Annotated in this window: 2 protein-coding genes and 1 pseudogene; all 3 read left to right on the forward strand. The window is 72.6% G+C overall.

What is annotated here, in order from left to right; translation table 11 throughout:
* Positions 1-822 (forward strand): annotated as a pseudogene (locus tag L615_RS02870) (NADH-quinone oxidoreductase subunit F); the annotation flags it as partial.
* Positions 819-3,275 (forward strand): NADH-quinone oxidoreductase subunit G, encoded by a 2,457-nt coding sequence (locus L615_RS02875; RefSeq protein WP_145724053.1) that lies wholly within the window; start codon positions 819-821, stop codon positions 3,273-3,275. The pseudogene L615_RS02870 and the gene L615_RS02875, both read left to right, overlap by 4 nt.
* A partial coding sequence (locus L615_RS02880; protein ID WP_186449699.1) for an NADH-quinone oxidoreductase subunit H occupies positions 3,272-3,750 on the forward strand: 479 nt, incomplete at its 3' end. The genes L615_RS02875 and L615_RS02880, both read left to right, overlap by 4 nt.

Raw genomic sequence — 3,750 nt, forward strand, 5'->3', positions numbered from 1 at the left:
CGACCTCGACGTCGTCGTGCACGCCGGGGCCGGCGCCTACATCTGCGGCGAGGAGACCGCGCTGCTCGAGGGCCTGGAGGGCCGCTGCGCCCGCCCTTCCCGGCGGTCGCCGGCCTCTACGCCAGCCCGACGGTCATCAACAACGTCGAGTCGATCGCCTCGGTGCCTGCCATCGTCAGCAACGGCGCGGCCTGGTTCGCCTCGATGGGCACCGAGAAGTCCAAGGGCCACGGCATCTTCTCCCTCTCCGGGCACGTCCAGCGTCCCGGCCAGTACGAGGCGCCGCTGGGCATCACCCTGCGCGAGCTCCTCGACCTGGCCGGCGGGGTCCGCGAGGGCCACCAGCTGAAGTTCTGGACCCCCGGCGGCTCCAGCACGCCGCTGCTGACGGCCGAGCACCTCGACGTACCCCTCGACTTCGAGGGCGTCGGCGGCGTCGGCTCCATGCTCGGCACCCGCGCGCTGCAGGTCTTCGACGAGACCGTGTGCGTCGTGCGGGCGGTGCTGCGGTGGACCGAGTTCTACAAGCACGAGTCCTGCGGCAAGTGCACGCCGTGCCGGGAGGGCACGTGGTGGCTGGTGCAGGCGCTCACCCGCCTGGAGCACGGGCAGGGCAGCGAGGATGACCTCGACCAGCTGCTCGACCAGTGCGACAACATCCTGGGCCGCTCGTTCTGCGCGCTCGGCGACGGTGCGACCAGTCCGATCTCCAGCTCGATCCAGCACTTCCGCGAGGAGTACCTCGCGCACCTGAGCCACGGCGGCTGCCCGTTCGACCCGGCGCGGTCGACGGCGTGGGCCGGACAGGAGGTGTCGGCATGACGGAGAAGACCGTGGAGAAGGACGAGCAGGCCGGGGGCAAGGCCGTCGAGAAGACGGACCTGGTCACCTTGACCATCGACGGTGTCGAGGTCAGCGTCCCCAAGGACACCCTCGTCATCCGCGCGGCCGAGCAGATCGGCGTGCAGGTGCCGCGCTTCTGCGACCACCCGCTGCTCGCGCCGGTCGGCGCGTGCCGCCAGTGCCTGGTCGACATCCCCGACGCCGGCAACGGCCGCGGCTTCCCGAAGCCGCAGGCGTCGTGCACGCTTCCGGTCGCCGAGGGCATGGTCGTCAGCACCCAGGTCACCAGCCCGGTGGCCGACAAGGCGCAGCAGGGCGTGATGGAGCTGCTGCTCATCAACCACCCGCTGGACTGCCCGGTCTGCGACAAGGGCGGCGAGTGCCCGCTGCAGAACCAGGCGATGTCCAACGGGCGCGGGGAGTCGCGCTTCTCCGACGAGCGCAACCGCGGGGTCAAGCGCACGTTCCCGAAGCCGATCAACCTCTCGCCGATGGTGCTGCTCGACCGTGAGCGCTGCATCGTGTGCCAGCGGTGCACCCGCTTCGCCGACGAGATCGCCGGCGACCCGTTCATCGCCCTGGTCGAGCGCGGCGCCCAGCAGCAGATCGGCATCGCCGAGGACGCGCCCTTCCTGTCGTACTTCTCCGGCAACGTSATCCAGATCTGCCCGGTCGGGGCGCTSACSTCSGAGCAGTACCGCTTCCGYTCGCGSCCSTTCGACCTSGTCTCGACGCCCGGCGTCGCCGAGCACGACGCSTGCGGCTCGGCCATCCGSRTCGACCACCGGCGCGGCAAGGTSSTGCGSCGCCAGGCSGGYGACGACCCSGCGGTCAACGAGGAGTGGATCASCGACAAGGACCGSTTCGCCTTCGCCTACGCGCAGGCCGACGACCGGCTCRSCTACCCSCAGGTSCGCGACGAGGAYGGCWKCCTSCGSCCGGCGTCGTGGCCSGAGGCGTTCRYGGTKGCSGCSCGCGGSCTCRCCGSSGCGMRGGCKGCMGGSGGYGTCGGCGTGCTSACCGGCGGCCGGCTSACCGTCGAGGACGCCTACGCCTACAGCAAGTTCGCSCGGGTCGCGCTCGGCACCAACGACATCGACTTCCGSKCSCGYCCGCTSTCCGCSGAGGAGACSGCCTTCCTGGCCAGCCACGTGGTCCTCACCGGACCGGCCGACCCGGTCAMCAGGGCGGTCACKTACGACGACCTCGAGTCCGCKGCGAAGGTSGTCCTCGTGGGCCTGGAGCCCGAGGACGAGGCCGGCGCGGTCTTCCTGCGCCTGCGCAAGTCCGTGCTCGCCGGCGGCACCGAGGTGATCAGCCTGGCGCCGTACACGACCCGCGGGCTGGGCAAGCTCGSCGCCCGCGTCGTCCCGACGGYGCCCGGCGACGAGCCGGCCGCGCTGCGGGCCCTGGCGGGCGAGGTCGACGCGACGAGCGTGCTGCTCGTCGGCGAGCGGCTCGCGACCGTGCCGGGCGCGCTGACCGCGGCCGCGGAGGTCGCCGCCAGCACCGGCGCCCGGCTCGCCTGGGTGCCGCGCCGGGCCGGTGACCGCGGTGCGATCGAGGCCGGCTGCCTGCCGAACCTGCTGCCCGGCGGACGTCCCGTCGCGGACGCGGCCGCCCGGGTCGACGTCGCCACCGCCTGGGGCGTCGACGCGCTGCCCGAGGCGGAGGGCCGTGACGCCGACGCCATCGTCGCCGCCCTGGTCGCCGGCGAGCTCGGCGGCCTGGTCGTCGCGGGCATCGACCCCGACGACACCGCCGACCCGGCTGCGACCCGCGCCGCGATCGACGCCGCCGGGTTCGTGGTCTCCTTCGAGCTGCGCCGCAGCGAGGTCACCGACGTCGCCGACGTGGTCTTCCCCGTCGCGCCGACCTCGGAGAAGTCCGGCACCTTCGTCAACTGGGAGGGCCGGGTCCGGTCCTGGGAGGCCGCGCTGCACCAGCCGTCCTCGCTCCCGGAGCTGCGGGCGCTCGCCGGGATCGCCGAGGAGCTCGGCGCCCCGCTCGGCTTCCGCACCGTCGCCGAGGTCCGTGCCGAGATGGGCCAGCTCGGGCCCTGGGACGGCGAGCGCACCGCCGCCGCTCCCGCGGTCGCCGGGCCGGTGGCCCGCGACGCCGGCGCGTTCGCGCTCTCGACGTGGAAGCTCATGCTCGACAACGGCACGATGCAGGACGGCGACAAGTACCTCAAGGCCACCGCCCGCACCCCGGTCGCGCTCGTCACCCCGGACGTCTACGACGCGCACGGGCCGACGGTCACCATCACCGGTGACCGCGGGTCGGTGACGCTGCCGGCCGAGATCGCCGACGACCTCGTCGAGGGCGTGGTGTGGGTGCCGGCCAGCTCGGTCGGGAACGGTGTGCTCGCCGACCTGGCCTCACCCGGGTCGCACGTGACCATCACCGGCGCGGAAGGGGTGCACGGATGAACACCTCCCTCGATGCCTTCGGCAACGACACCTGGTGGGTCGTCGGTCTGAAGACGCTGCTGATCTTCGTGATCCTGGTCCTGCTCACGCTCTTCAACATCTGGTGGGAGCGGCGCGTGGTGGCGCGGATGCAGCACCGCATCGGCCCCAACGTGCACGGCCCGTTCGGCCTCCTGCAGTCCCTCGCTGACGGCGTCAAGCTCGCCTTCAAGGAGGACCTGATCCCGAAGGCGGCCGACAAGATCGTCTTCGTGCTCGCCCCGGTCATCGTGGTGGTGCCGGCGTTGGTGACGTTCAGCGTCATCCCGTTCGGGCCCGAGGTGAGCTTCTTCGGCGAGACGACGCCGCTGCAGCTGACCGACATGCCGGTSGCGGTGCTSTTCGTSATGGCGATCGCGTCGATCGGCATCTACGGCATCGTCCTCGGCGGCTGGTCCAGCGGCTCGACGTACTCCCTGCTCGGCGGCCTGCGCTC

The sequence above is a fragment of the Nocardioides sp. J9 genome (assembly GCF_007829375.1).
Lineage (GTDB): Bacteria > Actinomycetota > Actinomycetes > Propionibacteriales > Nocardioidaceae > Nocardioides.